General features: G+C 61.0%; 18 protein-coding genes, 1 pseudogene and 1 riboswitch. Of the genes and pseudogenes, 10 read left to right on the top strand and 9 right to left on the bottom strand.

Features of this window, described 5'->3' with window-relative positions; translation table 11 throughout:
- Nucleotides 1-23 precede the first annotated feature (23 nt).
- Both AC3WKX_RS13670 and AC3WKX_RS13675 read left to right on the top strand, forming a co-directional pair.
- The gene (locus AC3WKX_RS13670) at nucleotides 24-509 is read left to right on the top strand and encodes a hypothetical protein (RefSeq protein WP_102604702.1); all 486 of its coding nucleotides are present in this window, start codon (nucleotides 24-26) and stop codon (nucleotides 507-509) included.
- A gap of 208 nt (nucleotides 510-717) precedes the next feature.
- Nucleotides 718-1,005: a PA4642 family protein gene (locus tag AC3WKX_RS13675; RefSeq protein ID WP_003216153.1), complete on the top strand. Its 288-nt coding sequence runs from the start codon at nucleotides 718-720 to the stop codon at nucleotides 1,003-1,005.
- A 94-nt stretch (nucleotides 1,006-1,099) separates the two neighbouring features.
- On the opposite strand, the gene mqo is transcribed toward AC3WKX_RS13675, so the two are convergent.
- Nucleotides 1,100-2,608: a malate dehydrogenase (quinone) gene (mqo, locus tag AC3WKX_RS13680; RefSeq protein WP_102604703.1), complete on the bottom strand. Its 1,509-nt coding sequence runs from the start codon at nucleotides 2,606-2,608 to the stop codon at nucleotides 1,100-1,102.
- Nucleotides 2,609-3,335: 727 nt separating this feature from the next.
- Nucleotides 3,336-3,569, bottom strand: coding sequence for a hypothetical protein (locus tag AC3WKX_RS13685; protein WP_102604704.1), 234 nt, complete (start codon nucleotides 3,567-3,569; stop codon nucleotides 3,336-3,338).
- Between the two features lie 184 nt (nucleotides 3,570-3,753).
- On the opposite strand from AC3WKX_RS13685, the gene AC3WKX_RS13690 reads away from it, so the two are divergent.
- A complete protein-coding gene (locus tag AC3WKX_RS13690) occupies nucleotides 3,754-4,338 on the top strand; it encodes a YajG family lipoprotein (protein ID WP_003216157.1) in 585 nt (194 codons plus the stop codon).
- A 107-nt stretch (nucleotides 4,339-4,445) separates the two neighbouring features.
- On the opposite strand, the gene AC3WKX_RS13695 is transcribed toward AC3WKX_RS13690, so the two are convergent.
- Nucleotides 4,446-4,655 (bottom strand): hypothetical protein, encoded by a 210-nt coding sequence (locus AC3WKX_RS13695; RefSeq protein WP_008434269.1) that lies wholly within the window; start codon nucleotides 4,653-4,655, stop codon nucleotides 4,446-4,448.
- A 181-nt stretch (nucleotides 4,656-4,836) separates the two neighbouring features.
- Between AC3WKX_RS13695 and AC3WKX_RS13700 the strand changes: the two genes are divergently transcribed.
- Complete coding sequence (locus tag AC3WKX_RS13700) at nucleotides 4,837-5,094, top strand: hypothetical protein (RefSeq protein ID WP_102604705.1); 258 nt, start codon at nucleotides 4,837-4,839, stop codon at nucleotides 5,092-5,094.
- Between the two features lie 135 nt (nucleotides 5,095-5,229).
- Here the strand turns inward: AC3WKX_RS13700 and AC3WKX_RS13705 are convergent, their stop codons facing one another.
- Nucleotides 5,230-6,393 (bottom strand): 1-acyl-sn-glycerol-3-phosphate acyltransferase, encoded by a 1,164-nt coding sequence (locus AC3WKX_RS13705; RefSeq protein WP_003216160.1) that lies wholly within the window; start codon nucleotides 6,391-6,393, stop codon nucleotides 5,230-5,232.
- A gap of 144 nt (nucleotides 6,394-6,537) precedes the next feature.
- Between AC3WKX_RS13705 and AC3WKX_RS13710 the strand changes: the two genes are divergently transcribed.
- From AC3WKX_RS13710 to AC3WKX_RS13720, 3 genes are read left to right on the top strand one after another with little or no spacing between them, the layout of a single operon-like run.
- Nucleotides 6,538-6,717, top strand: a complete 180-nt coding sequence (locus AC3WKX_RS13710; protein WP_102369897.1) for a CPXCG motif-containing cysteine-rich protein — start codon at nucleotides 6,538-6,540, stop codon at nucleotides 6,715-6,717.
- A gap of 10 nt (nucleotides 6,718-6,727) precedes the next feature.
- The gene (locus AC3WKX_RS13715) at nucleotides 6,728-6,988 is read left to right on the top strand and encodes a putative signal transducing protein (RefSeq protein WP_017477710.1); all 261 of its coding nucleotides are present in this window, start codon (nucleotides 6,728-6,730) and stop codon (nucleotides 6,986-6,988) included.
- Nucleotides 6,989-7,024: 36 nt separating this feature from the next.
- A complete protein-coding gene (locus tag AC3WKX_RS13720) occupies nucleotides 7,025-7,645 on the top strand; it encodes an SOS response-associated peptidase (RefSeq protein ID WP_003216163.1) in 621 nt (206 codons plus the stop codon).
- A 133-nt stretch (nucleotides 7,646-7,778) separates the two neighbouring features.
- Here the strand turns inward: AC3WKX_RS13720 and AC3WKX_RS13725 are convergent, their stop codons facing one another.
- Nucleotides 7,779-8,621, bottom strand: coding sequence for a methyl-accepting chemotaxis protein (locus AC3WKX_RS13725; RefSeq protein WP_371860094.1), 843 nt, complete (start codon nucleotides 8,619-8,621; stop codon nucleotides 7,779-7,781).
- Nucleotides 8,622-8,636: 15 nt separating this feature from the next.
- A pseudogene (locus AC3WKX_RS13730) lies at nucleotides 8,637-9,917 on the bottom strand (methyl-accepting chemotaxis protein); the annotation flags it as partial.
- A gap of 252 nt (nucleotides 9,918-10,169) precedes the next feature.
- Between AC3WKX_RS13730 and AC3WKX_RS13735 the strand changes: the two are divergent.
- The gene (locus AC3WKX_RS13735) at nucleotides 10,170-10,988 is read left to right on the top strand and encodes a M48 family metallopeptidase (RefSeq protein WP_003216165.1); all 819 of its coding nucleotides are present in this window, start codon (nucleotides 10,170-10,172) and stop codon (nucleotides 10,986-10,988) included.
- A gap of 160 nt (nucleotides 10,989-11,148) precedes the next feature.
- Here AC3WKX_RS13735 and AC3WKX_RS13740 read toward each other — a convergent pair whose 3' ends face one another.
- The 3 genes from AC3WKX_RS13740 to AC3WKX_RS13750 form a co-directional block, all read right to left on the bottom strand.
- Nucleotides 11,149-11,733 carry a TMEM165/GDT1 family protein gene (locus AC3WKX_RS13740; protein ID WP_003216166.1) on the bottom strand — a complete coding sequence of 195 codons (585 nt, stop codon included), beginning with the start codon at nucleotides 11,731-11,733 and terminating at the stop codon, nucleotides 11,149-11,151.
- An 87-nt stretch (nucleotides 11,734-11,820) separates the two neighbouring features.
- Nucleotides 11,821-11,942, bottom strand: a riboswitch (yybP-ykoY riboswitch).
- Between the two features lie 50 nt (nucleotides 11,943-11,992).
- The gene (locus tag AC3WKX_RS13745; protein ID WP_102604707.1) at nucleotides 11,993-12,991 is read right to left on the bottom strand and encodes a methyltransferase; all 999 of its coding nucleotides are present in this window, start codon (nucleotides 12,989-12,991) and stop codon (nucleotides 11,993-11,995) included.
- 30 nt (nucleotides 12,992-13,021) lie between these two features.
- Nucleotides 13,022-13,987, bottom strand: coding sequence for a 2-hydroxyacid dehydrogenase (locus AC3WKX_RS13750; RefSeq protein WP_102604708.1), 966 nt, complete (start codon nucleotides 13,985-13,987; stop codon nucleotides 13,022-13,024).
- An 84-nt stretch (nucleotides 13,988-14,071) separates the two neighbouring features.
- Between AC3WKX_RS13750 and AC3WKX_RS13755 the strand changes: the two genes are divergently transcribed.
- A complete protein-coding gene (locus AC3WKX_RS13755) occupies nucleotides 14,072-14,704 on the top strand; it encodes a LysE family translocator (protein ID WP_003216169.1) in 633 nt (210 codons plus the stop codon).
- A gap of 131 nt (nucleotides 14,705-14,835) precedes the next feature.
- Nucleotides 14,836-16,518 (top strand): fatty acid--CoA ligase, encoded by a 1,683-nt coding sequence (locus AC3WKX_RS13760; RefSeq protein ID WP_003216170.1) that lies wholly within the window; start codon nucleotides 14,836-14,838, stop codon nucleotides 16,516-16,518.
- Nucleotides 16,519-16,820: the final 302 nt, after the last annotated feature.

Consider the following 16,820-nt stretch of genomic DNA (forward strand, 5'->3'; position numbering starts at 1 on the left):
GGCCATCTTCCACGGAGCGGCCCATGCGCCTTTTGATCCGCAGTTGCGCCGCCCTGGCGCTGACCCTCAGTTTGCCCCTGGCGGCTGCTCCGGCGCCGCTGCACAGCCAATTCCTGCCGCCCGACGACCTGACCCTGCGCGCCGAAACCCCGGACCAGCAGCAATTGCTGCAAGTCACCGAGTATTCGGTGGTGGTGGGTAACCAGCGCCAATCCACCCAGCAGCCGATCCCGGTGACCTCGCCGTTGATGATCCGCCTCAAGGGCAAGTCCCTGAACAAAGGCGCGACCATCGCCCAGGTGATCCTCAACTTTGATGCTGAAAGCAAAAGCCTGAAAAAGCCGGTGTTCGACGACAAAAGCAAAACCCTGACCTTGTCGTATCCGGTGACCCAGTATCGGGTGATCGTCGACTTGTTGCGCAATGACACGGTCTATGTGCAATTCCTCACTTACGCCAACGGCCATATCTGGGCCGATTTGCACACCGGGGCGGTGCGCGCCAAATAATCCAGCCGACGCGCATTCGGCGGTGTAAATACAGTCAATGTGGGAGCTGGCTTGCCTGCGATAGCGGTGGGTCCGTTGGCACATCTGTTACTGATGCACCGCTATCGCAGGCAAGCCGGCTCCCACATTGGTTCGCGTAGCTTTCGAAGCCGCGGTGCCGCAGGTAAACTGCTTTTCCCGTGTAAATGTCTGCAGGCTGGAGTCGGTAATGCGTAAAGATAAGAAACAGGTGATTGGTGATGAAATCGGCGACGAGCAAATCAAGCTGTTCCTGGATTTCGAGCCGGTAGACGCCACTTCGCCGTCCCTGCACAAACTGATCAAGGCCTACCGCGGCCTGCGTATCGACGACTTCGAACGCTTCCTGGTTTTCTTCAAGGAAGCCGGCCTGGACCTCGATGGCAAGGACGAGCATGGCCTGACCTTCGTTGAAGTGATCAAGGACCAGCGCAACGCCGCCGAGTACATCGAGCTGATCGAACAAGCTCGCGGCTGATTGTTGCGGACGAAAAAAAACGCCCCGTTAGGGGCGTTTTTCGTTCCCACGCTCTGCGTGGGAATGCATCAACTGACGCTCTGCGTCACGACGCTCAAGCGTAGCTTTCGGTCTCGCTGCTCTGCTCAACCAGTTCCAGGCTGATGTTGTTCTGCGTGTTGATCTTGCGATACAGCTCGGCATCGGTCTCCAGGACCTTTTCCCGAGCCGGGAAGATCTCGTGCAGCTTGGCGGCCCACTCACCGGCCGCTTTCGTCGGGAAGCAGCGTTCGATCAGTTCCAGCATGATCGACACGGTCACCGAAGCACCTGGAGACGCGCCGAGCAGGGCGGCCAGCGAACCGTCCTTGGCCGCAACCAGTTCGGTACCGAATTGCAGCACGCCGCCTTTCTTCGGGTCTTTCTTGATGATCTGCACCCGTTGGCCGGCCACTTCCAGGCGCCAGTCTTCGGCTTTTGCCTCAGGGTAGAAGCGACGCAGGGATTCCAGGCGCTGCTCCATGGACTGGCGCACCTCGCTGACCAGGTACTTGGTCAGGTCCATGTTGTCCCGGGCCACGGCCAGCATCGGGCCGATGTTGCCGGCACGAATCGACATGGGCAGGTCAAGGAACGAGCCGTGCTTGAGGAACTTGGTGGTGAAACCGGCGTATGGCCCGAACAGCAGGGATTTCTTGCCGTCGACCACACGGGTGTCGAGGTGCGGCACCGACATCGGTGGCGAACCCACGGCCGCCTGGCTGTAGACCTTGGCCTGGTGGTGCTTGACCACTTCCGGGTTGTCGCAACGCAGCCACTGGCCGCTGACCGGGAAGCCGCCGAAGCCCTTGCTTTCCTCGATGCCCGAGGCTTGCAACAGCGGCAGGGCCGCGCCACCGGCGCCGAGGAACACGAACTTGGCGTCCACATCACGGGAATTGCCGCTGTTGACGTCCTTGATGCTCACGGTCCAGCCGGCGCCGTTGCGCTTGAGGCCGGTGACGCGCTTGCTGTACTTGACCTGGGCATCCGGGGCGCTGGTCAGGTGCGAGAGCAACTGGTTGGTCAGGGCGCCGAAGTTGACGTCGGTGCCGTTCATCACGCGGGTGGCGGCGATTTTTTCGTCCAGCGGGCGGCCGGGCATCATCAGCGGCATCCACTCGGCCATCTCGCTGCGGTCTTCGGTGTAGTGCATCTCCGAGAACGCGTGGTGCTGGCTGAGGGTTTCAAAACGCTTCTTGAGGAACGACACGCCTTTCTCGCCCTGTACGAAGCTCAGGTGCGGCACGGGGCTGATAAAGGATTTGGACGAGCCAAAGGTGCCTTTCTTGGTCAGGTAGGCCCAGAACTGCTTCGACACCTCGAATTGGGTGTTGATGTGCACGGCTTTCTTGATGTCGATGGAGCCGTCGGCGGCCTGCGGTGTGTAGTTCAGCTCACACAGCCCGGCGTGGCCGGTACCGGCGTTGTTCCACGGGTTGGAACTTTCCGCGGCACCCGAATCCATCAGCTCAACGACTTCCAGCTTGAGGCCGGGGTCGAGCTCTTTGAGCAGTACGGCGAGGGTGGCACTCATGATGCCCGCACCTACCAGTACTACGTCGACTGCTTCGTTATGCGCCATTTAACGCGTCTCCAAAATCTGCAGCACCAAATTGACGGCATGGCTGCCAGGAGTGACGGGGCGGTTCACGTGATGCCCCAGGTTACCCATGGCCAGGATCGCCATGTCCGATTCTTCGCAATTTATCGCAAGCGGACGCTGCCGACCGGGCCTGATCTGCGTATGAACGCATTTAAGGGCGCCTGTGGCAATTCGACTTATGGTCAAGCTCGTCCGATCGTGCAACCAAATCCGTAGCGGACAGGCTTCAAGCTCCGGTTCTTGAGGAGTGCTCGGTCCTGTGTGGTGGGGCTGTTCCAGACGCTGATGGTGCTTGTACAAACGCAAAACTATTCATTTGCTCGCCACACTCTTGTGAAGTTGTGAAAACCCGTTTTTTTCACGCTCTTTTGAAGACGTGAACCTCAAAAAAGGGCTGCCCCAGCCTGGCACCTGGCCCGAAATCACTGCCGGCAAGCGGCAAAACGGGCAAACAACTCAAGTGGCCGAGCGCATGGCAGCTCTGGCAGATTCGGGTAAAGACGATGGTTTGCAGAGAAAACAGCAAGCTCGCCAGCTTCACACGATCTGTGTGGGCGGCTCTCTGTGGGCGGTGCGGGGGAGCTAATACAAGTGCATTAGCGATGCTGCGAGGCCCGATCAGGAGACGTCCTTATAATCGGGGGGAGATTGTAGCGAAGAAATGCGCGCAAATGGACGTGTTTAATGACTTTTATTAGCAGTCTGGTCAGGAGGCCAACGCGTGCCGTGCCTGTGGCTGCGAAACCCGGGGGCTGACGCGCGCGCTGGCGGGCAGCGGGCGGTGCATCCAGCTCAGGCGGGTCTCTTCGACTTCGACCCAGCCTTCACCGACGGGCGGCAGGCTGCACTGCTTGAAAGCCTGGCAGCAGCCTTGGGCGTCGAGCAGAGCAAAGTTGCGATGGCTGGTGTGGGAAAAGAACAAAGATTTGAGAAGGCGCATGGCTGTGTACCCGGTTCGTTACATGCTGCGAAGGTTGGCAGTCTGGCATGACATTGAGGTGACGGTTCTGTGTGAAAATTGTAATTTCGCCGACAGTTCAGGCGCCGTTCAGGAATTCTGGTGAGTGGCGAGCGCTCACCGTTATACTGGCGCCCTGTTTGCATCTAGTCCTGGAGAAATGAGTATGTTGCAACGCCTGTTGTTCGGTTTGATCACTGTGACCAGTTTGACCCTGGTTGGCTGCGCCCACAGCCCGCAACAACTCAGCCCGCAACCGAAAATCACCACCCAGCTGGCGCCTGTCGGCCATGGCCAGCCGGTGTCGGTGCGTGTGGTTGACGGTCGTCCGTCGCCGACCCTCGGCACCCGTGGCGGCCTGTACCCGGAAACCAGCGCCATTACGGTGACCGGTGCGGACGTGCTGCCCAAGCTGCAAGCCCAGGCCGAAGCGGCCGTGCGCCTGTTGGGCTTCACCCCTTCCAACTCGCCAGGTGCGCCACAACTGACCATCACCCTGGCCGAGCTGAAGTATCAGTCGCCCAAGGAAGGCCTGTACGTGACTGAAGCCACCATCGGCGCGACCTTCAAGTCCGACGTGACTGCCGGTACCCGTCGCTACAGCGGCCGTTACGGCGCATCCCTGGACCAGCGCTTCGGCATGGCGCCGAACCAGGAAACCAACACCAAGCTGGTCAGCGACGTGTTGAGCGATGCTCTGACGCGCCTGTTCAAGGACCCGAGCATCGGTTCGCTGCTCAGCTCGCAGTAACCGTCAGGCGGGCGCGGAGCGCCCCAGTCGGCATTCCTTTGCGGCGCGTGGGAACGATCAAAAAACCGGGCTCATCACTGAGCCCGGTTTTTTTACGCCTGCCGTTTTCATGCAGCCGTTTCGACATAAAAGTCCAGCACACTCACGCCAGTGAGCAAGTCCAGCTCCGGCAGGTCGGCATGTTGATGCCCGCCGAGGGCGCAATACACCAGCCAGTGGCGGTCCTGCACATTGAACGCGAGGCCGCCCACCAGGGCCTCTTGCTCATCACTTGGGGCAATCAGATACAGCCGATCCTGGTTCTGCGCGTGCAACATGACAAGCTCCCGGGCTTTCGAAGGGCAACAGAGTGGCTTGTTAAGGTGACGTTCAGGTGACGCTGTAAATTACTGGATACATTAGCCGTCAATGGGGAAGGAGTAATGACGCGCAGGCGGCGCATATCATTCAGGTTTGTATCTGGATTGATACCAAGACACTGATACATCGAGGTTTGCGATGTCGCTGACCGCACTACTGCTCAATTCCCTTGCCCTGTTACTGGCCTGCCCGGCGGCATGGCTGCTGTTTGTCACGCGCCTGCATGAACAGCGCGCGATGGCCCGCCTTGCCGCGCAAAGCGAACTGCGTGCCATTGATCAGCCGATGCTGTATCTGGACGTGTTGACGCAGCGTACCTATCGCCTGTTCTACCGGTTGGGGTTTACCTGTCTGGGGCTGGCGTTGCTGGTGTCCTTTCTTAGTACCCGATTGTAGGAACACCCTAAAAACAACTGTGGGAGCGGGCTCGCTCGCGAAAGCGCGGTGTCAGTCAATACATGATTGGCTGATTCACCGCCTTCGCAAGCAAGCCTGCTCCCACATTGGGTTTGCGCTGTTGCTGGTACCGGGTTACAGGGCAATCCCGGCCTTGACCCGGTACTGATTCCTCACCGGCGTCGCGTATTGCAATACCAGATACGGCCGATGCTCGGCCGGGCACGCATTCAAGCGCCGCTCCCACTCTGCCTTTGCCTTGGCCAACTCGTCCGCCGGGAATACCTCGGCTGCGGTCGGTACCTGCAATTGCGGATCGGCATCGCTCCATTGGGCGTACGCCAGGTAATGCACCGGGAACAACCGATAACCGCCCAGGATCTGCCGGTCCATTTCGATCGCCAACAGCTTGGTGTCTTCGAACGCCTCGGTGACCGGCGGCGCGAAGTTGACGTGTACCCGGCCCTTGTAGCCGGTGATGCCCAGGGCGATGCTCACGTCATCTTCCCCCGGCGCCTTGCTGTAGGTGCCGGTGGTGGCGCGGATGTACAGCTCGCGGGCCTTGGCTGCGTCGCACGGGTCGTATTCGTAGCTGATGGACACCGGCGTCAGGTTCAGTGACTGGATGACTTCGGCGAACGGCTCGTCCTTGCGGCTCATGTGGAACATCTTGAGGATCGCCGACTCGGTGCGATCATCCCCATCCTTGGCGCGGCCTTCGGCCTGGGCGATCCAGATCGACTGGCAGTCGTTGCGAATCGAATGGTTGATGTAGGCCGACAGCAACTGGTAGGCCGCCATCTTCTCTTTGCGCCCGGTGATCGAGCGGTGCACGATGAAACTCTTGTTCAGGCGCATCAGGTCGCTGACAAACGGCTTCTGCAGCAGGTTGTCGCCGATGGCGATGCGCGGCGTCGGCAGGCCGGCGTGGTACACGGCGTAGTTGACGAAGGCCGGGTCCATCACGATGTCGCGGTGGTTGGCCAGGAACAGGTAGGCGCTGCCGGACTTGAACTGCTCCACGCCGGTATAGGTCACGCCGTCGGTTGCCCGCTCGATGGTGTGGTCGACGTAAAACTCGACTTTGTCCTGCAGCGTGGCCACGGTGGTGACGCCGGCGAACTCACGGCGCAGTTTATGAGCGATCATCGGCTTGAGCAGCCAGCCGAAGGCGCCGGCAAAGCGCGGGAAGCGAAAGTGGGTCAGGATGTCCAGAAAGGCCTTGTCACTGAACAGTCGGGCCAGCACTGCCGGGACTTCGCTGTCGTTGTAAGGTCGGATGGTATCGAATTCGCCCATCATGCTCTCTTGTTAGAAACGGCTAGGGTAAGTAAAGGTTTGGAACAATAAATATCAGGGCGTGGTCCGGGCAATTGGCCGGGACGAAAAATAGCCCTGTAAATAGACCGGCGATTATACGCACAAGTCACCTTGGAGACCGCGATGGAAGAGGAGTCGTACGAATGTCCTTATTGTGGAGAGGTAGTCACGGCGCTACTGGACCTGTCGGCGGGCGATCAGGAATATATTGAGGACTGCCCGGTGTGCTGCCGGCCCATTGTTTTCGAGCTGCAGGTTCATGACGACGAATGGATGCTCAACGTGCGCAGCGAGAACGAATAAAGGTACGCCCATGCAGCGAATCTACGAGCCGGAAAACCTGATGGAAGGCGAGCTGCTGCAAGGCATGCTCGAAAGCGAGGGCATCACCGCGCACCTGGTGGGGCGCGATTTGCTCGGGGGTACCGGCGAACTGCCGATCTATGGCCTGCTGGCGCTGGCGGTGGAGAACGACCAGGCCGCCTACGCCCGCGAGCTGATCACCGCCTACAACGGTGCGCAACCACTGCCCGGTGATGAACCCGACAGCTTTCCCGACGTGCTGGTCTGTTAGGCTGTCGGCCAGTTTCTCCAAGAGTCGTGTTGCCCCATGTGTGGACGTTATGCCCTGTTTCGCTGGAACCCCGCGTTTGCTGCCTTGCCGGGCTTCCCGGCCGACCAGCAGGCCCAGTGGAACATCTCTCCCAATGACTCGGTGCTGATCCAGCGCCTGAGCGACGGCCAGCACACCCTGGCGCGGGCGCGCTGGGGCCTGACGCCGCCCTGGCTGACCGATCTCTCTCGTACACCGGCCCATGCCCGGGCGGAAACCCTTGCCGAACAGCCGATGTTTCGCGAAGCGTTTCGCCAGCGCCGCTGCCTGCTGCCGGCCAATGGTTTCTACGAATGGCGCGGCACCCAGCGCAAGCGCCCGTACTGGCTGACGCCGGGGGAGGGCAGCACGCTGTTCTTTGCGGCGATCTGGGAGGCGTATCCGGTGCAGGAGCAGGTGTGGCTGAGTACGGCAGTGGTGACCCAGGCGGCGCAGAGTCAGCGCCGACCGTTGATTCTGGATGCGGCGGGGCAGGCAGCCTGGCTGAACCCCGAGACGCCACTGCACACCTTGCAGGCCTTGTTGGCCAGTGAACCCACCGCGTTGCGCGAGCGGGTGCTGGCCAATATGGTCAACGATCCGAAGCTGAATGGACCGGAGTGCCTGACGCCGGGTTGAGCGTTGTGTTGAATCGGCCGGCCTCTTCGCGAGCAAGCCCGCTCCCACATTTGATTGCATTTCAACTGAAGGAATGCGATCGAATGCGGGAGCGGGCTTGCTCGCGAAGGCGCCCGAAAGGGCGCCGCTTGACTCAAACCTTGAACTGATTGATCAACCGCCGCTGCTGCTCCGCCAGCTTGGTCAGGTCTGCGCTGGCCCCGCTCGACTCATCCGCTCCGCCGGCCACTTCATTGGCCACCTGTCCGATATTGATCACGTTACGGTTAATGTCCTCGGCCACCGCGCTCTGTTCCTCGGCGGCGCTGGCGATCTGGGTGTTCATGTCGTTGATCACCGACACCGCCCGGGTAATGGTCTCCAGCGCCTGAGCCGCCTTGGCCGCGTGTTGCACGCTTTCATCGGTGCGATTCTGGCTGTCTTCCATCACCCGCACCACGTCGCGGGTGCCTTGTTGCAGTTGCTGGATCATGGCCTGGATTTCTTCGGTAGCCTTCTGGGTCTTCTGCGCCAGGTTGCGCACCTCGTCGGCCACCACCGCAAACCCGCGCCCTTGCTCACCGGCCCGTGCGGCTTCGATTGCCGCGTTGAGCGCCAGCAGGTTGGTCTGCTCGGCAATCCCGCGAATCGCCGTGAGGATGGCATTGATGTTCTCGCTGTCCTTGGCCAGCGCCTGCACCACACCGACCGCCTTGCCGATTTCCTCGGCGAGGGCGCCGATGGAGGTGGAGGTGTCGCGCACAATCTGCATGCCCTGGCTCGCCGCTTGATCAGCGTGGCTGGCGGCCTGTGCGGCCTGGGTGGCGTTGCGCGCCACGTCCTGTGCGGTCGCGGTCATCTCGTGCACGGCGGTAGCCACCTGGTCGATCTCGACCATTTGCTTGTGCACGCCCTGGTTGGTGCGAATCGCGATGTCGGCGGTGTGCTCCGACGAGTCGCTGACCTTCTGCACCGAACTCACCACCTGGGTAATCATCCCCTGCAACTTGGCCAGGAATGTATTGAAGCCGCTGGCAATCGCCCCCAGTTCGTCGGCGCGATCACTGGTCAGGCGCCGGGTCAGGTCGCCTTCGCCCTGGGCGATGTCATTGAGCATCGCCACCATTTGCTTGAGCGGCCGGGCAATGCCGTGGCCCACCAGCCAGATCACCAGCAAGCCGATGCCGGCGATCAGCAGCCCGGCCACGGCCATGCCGAAAATATCGGTTTTGCGCTGGGCGTCGAGGTCGTGCTGCATCGCCTGCAGGTCGGCCATTACCGCACTCAGGGGCAGTTGCAGGAGCAGGGTCCAGCGGGCGTCGGTCTGGCCGATGTTGAACGGCAGGAACAGCTCGATATGCCCGTGTTGCTTGTCCACGTCATAGCGCACCTCGCCGATCTTCAGTTGGCCGAGGTTGGCCAGTTCGTTGCTGTCCAGCAGGTCGCTGGCTTTTTCCCCGAGCTTGCTGGCGTCCTTGGTATAGGCCACCAGGCGACCGTTGCTGGAAATCAGCGCCAGTTCGCCAGCACCGTTGTACAAATTCTGATCAGCCTTGGTGAGCATTTCCTGGATGAAGTTCACCGACAGGTCGGCGCCGACGATGCCCTGGAAGGTGCCGTCGATCATGATTGGTTCGATAAACGAGGCGAGCATCACCATCGCATTCCCGACTTTATAAGGGGCCGGATCGATGGCGCAGGGCTTTTTGCTTTCCTTGGAACACAGGTAGTACTCACTGGCGCGCACGCCGGTGGACAGGATGGTCTGGTCGGCCACGTCAGCCAGTTTATCCAGGCCCAGGCTGCCGTCGGCATTGCGGAACCACCACGGCAGGAAGCGGCCGTTGGTTTCGATGCCGACCACCGGGCTGTTGACGTAGGCAGCATCGTTGTGGTCGATGGCGTTGGCTTCCCAGCCTATATAGGCGCCAAGAATCTTCGGGTTACGCACCACGGTTTCGTGGATCAGGTTGATCAGTTGTTCACGGGAGACCGCCAGTTGCGGGTTGCCGTTGGCGTCTTTCATGCCCATCAGGGCGTTGGCGGTGGCCAGGCCCTTGGCCGTCACCAGCGGTGCTTCGAGTTCGCGCTGGATCAGCGTCGCCTGGGTTTGCGCCAGGGCGGTCAGGCGCTGCTCGATGATTTGTTCGAATTGACCCTGGGTGCGTTCCTGCACCATCTCCTGGGTGCGCGCCCCGGCGAACAAGGCATACAGCACCAACACCGCCACCACGCTCAGGACAATGGCCCCGGCCAGTGCCGCGACAGAAAATTGAATCGACTTGAACTTCATGACGGCTCCGAACGCAGGGGGAGATTGGCTGCTTGTGTATATCGGCCGCGGGCGGGGGAGACATGAGGGCCATTACCTCAAAATGGCTGTGCCGGATGGGCGAATGTCGTAAATGGAATGGTTGCCAGCGTTTGTGAATTTTTTGCGGCAGTGTGGGATGTATCTGAAATCAGGTGGCTATACGTCTGTTGTATCTGGCGTCGATACAATTGGCCGACTACGATACGCGCCATGTTTTCAGGGAGCAGGTTGATGAAAAAGACAGTGGCGGTATGTGCGTTGGGCGCGGCTTTGTTGCTCGCCGGTTGTCAGTCGGTCAACACCACCAGCGGCGGCGCCGTGGGCGTTGAGCGCAAGCAGTACATGTTCAGCATGTTGTCGAGCCAGGAAGTCGACCAGATGTATGCGCAGTCCTACCAGCAGACCCTGGGTGAAGCCAGCGGCAAGGGCCTGGTGGACAAGACCAGCGCCAACGCCAAGCGCGTGCAGGCGATTGCCAACCGCCTGATCGCCCAGGCGCCCACCTTCCGCCCGGATGCGGCGCAGTGGAAGTGGGAAGTGAACCTGATCAAAAGTGACGAGATGAACGCCAACTGCGGGCCTGGCGGCAAGATCTTTGTCTACAGCGCGTTGATCGACAATCTCAAGTTGACCGACGACGAACTCGCCGCCGTGATGGGCCATGAAATTGCCCACGCCTTGCGTGAACACGGCCGCGAAGCCATGTCCAAGGCCTACGGTATCGAAATGGCGAAGCAGGGGGCCGGTGCGTTGTTCGGCCTCGGTCAGGACAGCTTGGCGCTGGCCGATACCGTGGCCAACTACGGCATGACCTTGCCCAACAGCCGCAGCAATGAAAACGAAGCGGACCTGATCGGCCTGGAGTTGTCGGCGCGTGCAGGTTACAACCCGAACGCGGCGATTACCCTGTGGAACAAAATGGCCAAGGCTTCGGAAGGCTCGCCACCTGAATTCATGAGCACCCACCCTGCCTCCGACAGCCGGATCGCCTCGTTGCAGGCGGCGATTCCGAAGGTGATGCCGTTGTATCAGCAGGCGAAAAAATCCTGATTTATAAGGCTGAAATGCAAATCTGAATGTGGGGGCCCGGCTTGTGTGGGAGTCGGGCTTGCCCGCGATGCAGGCACCTCGGTGTGTCAGTTGCACCGAGGTGATGCTATCGCAGGCAAGCCAGCTCCCAAAAAAGCCCAGCTCCCATATGGGGTTACGTTTAGATCCAGCCACTGCTCTGCATGGCCTTGTACACCGCAACAATGGCCAGGATGAAGAATGCCGTAGCCGCCAGTCGACGAATCAGCGTCAGCGGCAATTTGTCCGCGGCAAAATTACCCGCCAGCACCACCGGCACGTTGGCAATCAACATGCCCAGGGTGGTGCCGATAATTACCAGCCACAGTTCCGGGTATTGCGCCGCGAGCATCACGGTAGCGATCTGGGTCTTGTCGCCGATTTCCGCGAGGAAGAACGCGATCAGCGTGGTCAGGAAGGGCCCGAACTTGCGGGAAGTGCTGGCTTCGTCATCGTCGAGCTTGTCGGGCACGAGGGTCCACAGCGCCGTGGCGCAGAAGCTCGCCGCGAGGATCCAGTGCAGCACCGCATCCGAGAAGAAACTCCCGAACCAGGCCCCCACGGCACCGGCGGCCGCATGGTTGGCCAGGGTCGCGGCAACGATGCCGGCGATGATCGGCCAGGGTTTGCGAAAGCGTGCAGCGAGAATGAGCGCGAGCAGTTGCGTCTTGTCGCCAATTTCGGCCAAGGCAACGATTGCGGTAGGGACGAGCAGAGAATCCAGCATCAGGTAAGTTCCAGGGGCGGGTCGACACGGCTATGACACGTACAGCCTTCCCGCCCCGGGTAAGGTGTTCGTGTCATAGGTCTTGTCAAACCCCGGTCCGTCTGTGCGGACTCCTGGGTCGCATACGCCATGGCCTGTTGACCAAGTATGTTGACGTATGCCGGACGAGCGTGGCGCTCGTGGGAGACTACTCCCCTAGGACGGAGCGGATTCTGCCTAGGCAAAATCCATTCGGCAAGCCTTCTTTTGGAAAAAGACCTCAGCCGCGCTTGGCACGGTAAATGCGAAAACCCTGGCCTTCTGCCTTGATTGCGCACACCCCAAGATGCTCTTCAATCAGCGGCTGATACTTCAGGAAGCTGTTCGCGACCAAGCGAAGTTCGCCGCCTTTTGCCAGATGTTTGGCCGCTTTTCGCAGCAGGTTCTCGGTGGCGAAATAATCGGTGTGCACCCCGACGTGGAACGGCGGGTTGCTCAGAATCGCGTTCAGATTCATCGGAGCAGCGTCGATGCCATCACCGGTCAACACCTCGGCTTCCAGGCCATTGGCCGCCAATGTCAGGCGACTGCTGGCAGCGGCAAAGGCATCCACGTCGAGCATTGTCACCGTGTTATGCGGGTAGCGACGCTTGACCGCTGCCCCGAGCACACCCGCGCCACAACCGAAATCCAGCAAGTGACCGCTCGGCAACTTGTCCAGATGCTCCAGCAGCAATGCGGTACCGCGATCCAGCCGACCGTGGCTGAACACGCCCGGCAGGCTCACCACCTTGAGCGGGCCCTCAGCCAGCGGCACCTCGAACACCTGCGCCAGGCTCTCCAGTTCTACCGGCTCGGGGGCGTTGGCCACCGTCACCAGCCACAACTGGCAGTGCCGCGCGTTGTCGAGCTTGCGCGGCTTGCCGAACGGATTCAGTTGCTTGGCCGCGCTTTCGATGCCGCCTTTCTTCTCCCCCACCAGGTACAACTCCTTGCCGGGCAAACGCGCCGCCACGGCATTGAGCAGGTAGTCGGTGAGGTCCTTGGACTTGGGCAGGAACACCACCGCGGTCTCGAACGAACGCTCGGGCACGTTCACACCGAACTGGCTGCGCTCGGCAAAACGTGCGTCCAGTGCGGCCTGGTCGCCGGCGTGCCAGCTCCAGCCATGGGCATTGGGCAGGCGGCCCAGCAGGTCGCCGGCGGGCAAGCCCACCAGCAGCACGTCGCCTTGAAAAAGTTCGGCCTGGCGAAGCAGTACTTCACTGCGCGGATCCATGGTCTGCTCCTTGAAAAGGGGCGCAGTTTATCAACTGACGACACGCAGCGGGGCGCCGCTGAAAAAGCCCTGAGTGTTTTCGATCAATTGGCCGACGATCCGCTGCCGGGCTTCGCGGCTGCCCCAGGCGTTGTGCGGGGTGACGATCAAGCGCGGGATGTCGCCGGCCAGCAATGGGTTGCCGTTCACCGGCGGTTCCACGCTCAATACATCGGTCGCCGCGCCGCCCAGGTGCCCACTGCGCAAGGCATCGGCCAGGGCCTGTTCGTTGATCAAGCCACCACGGGCCGTGTTGACGATAAACGCGCCGGGCTTGAGCAGCGCCAGTTCGCGGGCACCGATAAAGTCGCGGGTGTGTTCGTTGAGCGGGCAGTGCAGGGTCAGTGCGTCGACCTGCGCCAGCAACTCGTCCAGCGGCACGCGATCGGCACGGGCCGGGCGGCCTGGAATGGCGCCCAGGATCACGCGCATGCCAAAGGCTTCAGCCAGGCGCGCAACGGCACCGCCCAATTCACCATGGCCCAGCAGCCCGAGGGTTTTGCCTTCCAGTTCGACGATCGGGTAGTCCAGCAGGCAGAACTGCTTGGCTTGTTGCCAGTGCCCCGCCTGCACATCCCGTTGATAGTCGTTCAGGCGCGTCGCCAGGTTCAGCAGCAGCATGATCGTATGCTGCGCCACCGATGGCGTGCCGTAACCCTGGCAATTGCTCACGGTAACGCCGTGGGCGCGGGCGGCGGCGAGGTCGACGTTGTTGGTGCCGGTGGCGGTCACCAGGATCAGCTTCAGCTCGGGGCAGGCCGCCAGGGTCTCGGCATTCAGCGCGATCTTGTTGCTGATGGCCACCTGCGCGCCTTGCAGGCGTTCGATAATGTTTTCGGGTGTGGTCTGCTGGTGCAAGCTCAGCTCGCTGAAGAGTGCCTGCAACCCGCTGAGGTCCAGGTCCCCGAGGTCCAGGGAAGGGTGATCAAGGAAGACGGCGCGGCGATTGTTCGTCATCAACTGTACCTTTTGCGGCGGGATTCGAAGGCGTAATCTGCCGAGCCTATCAGATGAAATAATCAGTTACTTCCTGGAGTGTGCATGTACCTCACCGAGTTCTTGACCGTGGCACTGATTCACCTGTTGGCGGTGGCCAGCCCTGGCCCGGATTTCGCCGTGGTGGTACGTGAAAGCGTGACCCATGGCCGACGTGCCGGCACCTGGACGGCGTTGGGCGTCGGTTCGGCGATTTTCCTGCACGTGGGGTATTCGCTGCTGGGCATCGGCTTGATCGTGTCCCAGTCCATCGTGCTGTTCAATGCGCTGAAATGGGCGGCGGCGGCCTACCTGCTGTACATCGGCTTCAAGGCCCTGCGCGCCCAGCCGGCCAAGCCTGCCAGTGAAGAAGACCTGCACCTGGAAGCGGGCGAGCGCACTGCCCGTGGTGCGTTTACCTCAGGGTTTGTCACCAACGGCTTGAACCCCAAGGCCACGCTGTTCTTCCTGTCGCTGTTCACCGTGGTGATCAATCCCCACACGCCGTTGGCGGTCCAGGCCGGTTATGGCGTGTACCTGGCCGTGGCGACCGCGATCTGGTTTTGCCTGGTGGCCATGCTGTTCAGCCAGCAACGCGTACGCGCCGGTTTTGCACGCATGGGCCACTGGTTCGACCGCACCATGGGCGCGGTGCTGATTGCCATCGGTGTGAAGCTGGCCTTTACCAGCATGAAATAAGCCGGATGCTGGCTCAAAGCTAGCATTCATTGGGTTCTGCAAATCATTCCTTTGGCTGATTTGGCTGAAACATAAGCGCTCTAAAGTGCAGATGTTTCAGCCAAGACCGTGCAGTCAGATAAGGGATTCGTATGTTGCAGACTCGTGTTATCCCGCCCGCCGAAGGCGCCTACCAATACCCGCTGTTGATCAAACGCCTGTTGATGTCCGGGACACGCTACGAGAAGACCCGGGAAATCGTCTACCGCGACCAGTTGCGCTACACCTATCCGACGCTGATCGAGCGCGTCGCCCGCCTGGCCAATGTGCTGACCGAGGCCGGGGTCAAGGCCGGTGATACCGTGGCCGTGATGGACTGGGACAGCCACCGCTACCTGGAATGCATGTTTGCCATTCCGATGATTGGTGCGGTGATCCACACCATCAACGTGCGCCTGTCCCCGGAACAGATTCTGTACACCATGAACCACGCCGAGGACCGCTTTGTGCTGGTCAACAGCGAGTTCGTGGGGCTCTACCAGGCCATCGCCGGCCACCTCACCACCGTCGACAAAACCCTGCTGCTCACCGACGGCGCGGACAAAACCGCCGAGCTGCCGAACCTGGTGGGTGAGTACGAAACATTACTGGCGGCGGCGAGCCCCCGCTACGACTTCGAGGATTTCGACGAAAACTCCGTCGCCACCACCTTCTACACCACCGGCACCACGGGCAATCCCAAGGGCGTGTACTTCACCCACCGCCAACTGGTGCTGCACACCATGGGCGTGGCGACCATCATGGGCAGCGTCGACAGCGTGCGGCTGTTGGGCACCAACGACGTCTACATGCCGATCACTCCGATGTTCCACGTGCACGCCTGGGGCCTGCCGTATGTGGCGACCATGCTCGGCTTGAAGCAGGTTTATCCAGGCCGCTACGACCCCGAATACCTGGTGGAGCTGTGGCGCAAGGAGAAGGTCACCTTCTCCCATTGTGTGCCGACCATCTTGCAAATGGTGCTCAACGCCAAGGCCGGCCAGGGCGTGGATTTCGGCGGATGGAAAATCGTCATCGGTGGCAGCGCCCTCAATCGTTCGCTGTATGAAGCCTCCAAGGCCCGCGGGATTCAGCTGACCGCGGCGTACGGCATGTCCGAGACCGGGCCGCTGGTGTCCTGCGCCCACCTCAATGAAGAACTGATGGCGGGTACCGAAGACGAGCGCACCACCTACCGCATCAAGGCCGGCGTGCCCGGGCCATTGGTGGAAGCGGCGATCATCGATGGCGAGGGCAACTTCCTGCCCGCCGACGGTGAATCCCAGGGCGAGCTGGTGCTGCGCGCGCCATGGCTCAGCGAAGGCTATTTCAACGAGCCGCAGAAGGGCGCCGAGCTGTGGGCCGGCGGCTGGATGCACACCGGCGATGTGGCCACCCTCGATGCCTTCGGCGTGATCGATATTCGCGACCGCATCAAGGACGTGATCAAGACCGGCGGCGAGTGGATCTCCTCGCTGGCCCTTGAGGACCTGGTCAGCCGCCACCCGGCGGTACGCGAAGTAGCGGTGGTGGGGATTGCCGACCCGCAGTGGGGCGAGCGCCCGTTTGCGTTGCTGGTGGTGCGTGATGGCCATGTGATAGGGGCCAAGGAGCTCAAGGAACATCTCAAGCCATTCGTGGAGTTGGGCCACTTGAGCAAGTGGGCGATTCCAAGCCAGATCGCCGTTGTTACGGAAATTCCCAAGACCAGCGTCGGCAAGCTCGACAAAAAACGTATCCGTGTCGACATCATCGAATGGCAGGCCAACAACAGCACCTTCCTCTCTACTCTCTGACGCTGCTTGCCGTGCCCTCGTGGGCACGGCAGCGCTCTAGTCCAAGCCTTCACTTGTGATTTGCCAATTTTCAGCCATCCTTCCGTCGCTGACCTTCGTCAGCATGGCGAAAAGGACTGTGGCAGACGGGTTGGTGATGCAAATCACACTTTAGAGGGATCAAGCGGTACCCCCTGCTGGCTATAGTTCATCCCAGAGTTTTTCAAGGTGCGGTGCTGTGAGCCCGGCGGGTTCATGTGTTCGCCCGGCATTGGAATCGTTGTATTCCGGCCGTTACAAGCCCTTGGAAACGACTCACTGCC

Source organism: Pseudomonas sp. GP01-A4, from assembly GCF_058780865.1.